Source organism: Haloarcula amylolytica JCM 13557 (assembly GCF_000336615.1).
Classification (GTDB): domain Archaea; phylum Halobacteriota; class Halobacteria; order Halobacteriales; family Haloarculaceae; genus Haloarcula; species Haloarcula amylolytica.
The window spans coordinates 1-4,145 of sequence record NZ_AOLW01000072.1; the positions used below are offsets into that span (position 1 = coordinate 1).

The window sequence follows — 4,145 nt, forward strand, 5'->3', positions numbered from 1 at the left end:
CGTGGATTTCACCGTCTGCTTGCTTGGTATTGGACACACCTTCAGCAAGCAGACCTCTCAACTAACCGGCTTTGTGAAGTACTGAAACTAGGATTTCAGCGAAGCCGAGTAAATCAAGAGGGAACAGCAGTACTCACATGGGCTTAGAGACTGTCGACGTTGAGGCAGACCCACGGGCACGGGACCCGCGTACCGAGCCTGTCGTCACCTGCGCGGAGGACCACCAGCGAGTCATGTAGAATCGCTGGTCTGCGTTTCCGGGGAGTGACGACGCGCACGTCGGAGTCGCGCGCGGTTGGAGACGAGAGGGACACGACTGCACTCGCGCTGGCAGTCGGTCCCTCTCAGCGTGGGGCAGACGGCCGGGCGAAGCANCGCGGTTGGAGACGAGAGGGACACGACTGCACTCGCGCTGGCAGTCGGTCCCTCTCAGCGTGGGGCAGACGGCCGGGCGAAGCAGACGGGTGCCTAATTACGGTGTCATAGAACACTTTGCAGGGCAGTTTGTTTCACCACACTTGAGAGGGAACTACCTGTACAGTAAGTGTACGTCTTGACTGCCGAGGATTATGTGGATCAAGGAAGTGTGTACTGTATTAATTATAAATATTTTACATAGAAGTATCTACATCAACATCCAAAGATTATAAATAATATAATACTATATGTCAGTAGAAATACTTTTATGACACCATATCTAATTGATATTTGTATGCCCTCCAACAAGCATACTTCATCAAATAGGCGTGAAGTACTACAAATTAGCGGTGCAACTCTTGTGTCCATTACTGGAGTAACTGGGGTTGCATCTGCAAAGTCTGGCGATGATAACGACGAGCAGGAATCAGAACAATCAGATTCGGAAGATGTGGAATATAAAATAACAACCAAGGATATTGAAGAAGAGACTAAAGAAAATGAAAAAGATGAAAAAGTCACAATTTATACAGTTACTGTAGAGAAGAAAGAAAAAGAGACAGATAAAGTTACTACTAAGGTAAAAAAGGTAAGAATAAATGAAGAAACGGGGGAAATATCGTATCTAGGGGAACCGAATACAATTTCACCACAAGGAATTGAGGATTCAGTTGAAGCAATTAACCGAGTACACAAGGACATTGATGAAGTCGGAGATTGTGATGAACTACATGGCCATGATAATCATAATAAGGCCAAATTGAGTGCTGATTTCAAGCAGTCAGTGAACAACTTAGGTTGGACAACCGTTGCCGGTATATTAGCCACTTGGGCAACCAGTTCAGGCATGACTGCAGCCATTATGGTCAGTGGTGCTGCACTCGCGCTTGTGTCTGAGGAAGATGATATTAGCCTAGTATTTGAAGAAGTGGATTTCGGGGATACTCCATACACGTACTGTTACGTGACCGGAGGTTGGAAAGAATACGATACAGATGATATGACGCTGTATAGCAAAGAGGAAGGAATGCATGCCGTACCACCATCATTCTAACATCAAAAAACTAGGATTGACCAAAGTATAACTCATCAGCCAAGATGCATTTTATAGGGCTCAGTGTTAATCAATAACTATGCCTAACATAATTTCCACATTCAAAGAGGTGTGGGCTGATACAACCAAGTTTGAACATCTACCAATAAAAGTTTCAGTTCTAATAGTCACCACAGCTATCACATGGATTATCACTCTGAGATTATCTACTCTATGGCAGCAACATTATAGTGCCTCTACAATTGTGGACGTAGTGATATTTTATTTGGTGTTTTTTACAATATACTTTTGTTTCTGCTACACGATAACTTCAATACTCAATCACATGAAATAATGGGAGTTTAATATGCATTATAACATCAAATAGACTAATCTCCCTCAATATACTAGTCCAAGAACTGGGATATTAACTAATGATATGAGGGCGCAGTAGAAAGGTTATTTCGGGACAAAGGTAAGAGAAGCAGATCCTCTACTACCGATTCTTAGAGGCAGATTTCTGTCTGACCCCTCTCTTACGGTGCTCTCATGATATTTGGTCATGGGCCACCACTCCTACTGTCCACTGTGTCGTATCCAGTTTACTCCATGTGGTGCAAGGGGAAGTGCGCGAATCACTCTTCCTTTATTAACATAAATAGTAATAATACTCTAGATGACAATTATAACTAGTAGTAGAACCAATCCCGTCGGTTGAGGCACCAGCACTTGTCAAATCCTGCGATGACTAACACTGGCGATGACTAACACTGATATCGGTGGTTTTCGGCGCGCTAATATAATTTAGAGACAAAATACGACCGAAAATCACGCTCTAATAGTATTATTATGAGTATTAACTAAAAAAGAATGGAAAGGGGGGGGAATTCGCCAAGATAGACGCCACATATCGGAGTCGCACGCGGTTGGAGACGAGGGGGACACGACTGTACTCCCGCTGGTAGTCGGTCCCTTGCAGCGTGGGGCAGACGGCCGGGCGAAGCAGAGGTATGACTGGTGGATAGCAGCGTGGGGCTGGCAGGCCGGCTGAGAGCGCGAGAGAGGAGTGTGTGTCGGCGTGGGACTGACGGCCGGGCAGATACAGGTGGTTGGCTGGTGTGTCGTCTGACCGCCGGGCAGCCGCCGCTGGGCGGCACGCTCGCTCTTGGCGGAGCCGGTACGTGAGTTGTGGGCCGGCGAAGAGGGTTCGGGTGGCGTGTGTCTCGTGTGTGGCCGGCAGGGGATTCTGGTATTGCTGGCCCTGGAGTCGAGTCGTGTGGCACTCGTGACGGTGTCGAGGGAGGCGGCGGTTCGGGTGACGGTACTCGTCAAACTGCTGATAACGAGACTCGTTGCCCTGACGTCGGCGGCACGACTGACTGCGACGGGACTGCTGGCTTCGACGGCACCACTCCAAACGGTATCGCGACGACGGACTCGGTGTCGGACCAGCACACCTTGAAAGCCCCACGCCGCTGGCGGTCGCTCAGCGACATATCCGCGCAAACCGCACGCGGATAGGGGTCGCTGACCCGACTACAACAAGCGCCAGCGGCGTGCCCCTTTCAGTCCCACCCGACTGCTACGGCACAACACAGCAGAACCGAACGCACGCGTCGGAGTCGCGCGCGATCCGGGTGAGGAACCCTCGCGGCCGGCGCTCCCTCGCCGGAACGAGGACGCTCCTTGCAGTCNTTTCACCCATCCGGCACTCGCTTGGCCGCGCGGGATGCCGGCTCACCGCAACCGCACACGATGGGACCGCCCGCCGGGGTGTCAACCACCGACAGTCTTTATATACTATTTTCCCTCGAATCGTTAAACACAAGACGCCGCTTAGAAACCACTCAGACACCCGAATATTGCACTTGAAACAATCCAAATGGTCCGTTACTTTTAAGTAGTCTGCACCCATGCCTTTACGTACGGAAAGACACGACGCACGCGGCGCTGGCAGGGCAGTTTCACGCCGCAGAAATCGGGTGTTAGAGCACCCGACAAGTGTCTTTCCGTACGAGCGATGAAAGACAATGTACGCTAGCAATTCCAGCGGTAAGAAAGCATCGGCAAGCAACAAGACGGTTTCCCTTTCGGCCCACGTTGAGGGTGGCCCCGAGCAACTTCTAGAGGCGGTCGCAGAGACGGAGAACGGCGATGAACTCGATTTCAGGATGAATCGGGGTAGCGATAGCCGTGGCAACTACTACGCCCGGCAGGAAGAGGCATACGACTACGACTGGACCCGCTCGACCGAGGTTGGTCCGGACCGGCGCTTTGGCGAAACGCTGGAACAGCAGGAGGAACGTCACGGACGCGAAGCCGAGCAAGCCCGCCACTCCGAGGTCGCACGCGCTCACGTCGACGGTGCCGACCGCGAGGCGTCGGCTCGCCAGCTCACCGACGCGGAAACCGGACGCGCTGACGGGTTCCGCTCCCCGGCTGACCCCCGACAGTGGATGGACCGCGACACGCTGGCGCGAGTCAACCAGCAAGCCGCGACGCTGGCAGACAAGACCAGTCTGTCGCAGGCGGCGGCAAGCCGCCGACTTGCGGCCCTTGTGTCCGGGCAGATGGGCGACTGTAACAGCCTGTATGAGGCTTCCTTTACCGTCTTGGACGAGGCTCAGAACGAACTGCAAGTACCCACGCCCATCGACGAGGTGAGTCCCTACGGCTACGAGTGTACGGTCGAGGG

General features: G+C 52.0%; 1 protein-coding gene and 1 pseudogene. Both read left to right on the forward strand.

Annotation, left to right across the window (positions count from 1 at the left end):
- The first annotated feature begins 712 nt into the window (after window positions 1-712).
- On the forward strand, window positions 713-1,471 hold the full coding sequence (locus C442_RS21755) for a hypothetical protein (protein WP_152418525.1): 759 nt from the start codon (window positions 713-715) through the stop codon (window positions 1,469-1,471).
- Between the two features lie 2,009 nt (window positions 1,472-3,480).
- Window positions 3,481-4,145, forward strand: a pseudogene (locus C442_RS20375) (SOSS complex subunit B family protein); the annotation flags it as partial.

Coding starts and splice junctions, on each gene's coding strand:
- C442_RS21755 (WP_152418525.1), top strand. CDS start 713: ATGCCCTCCAACAAGCATACTTCATCAAATAGGCGTGAAGTACTACAA.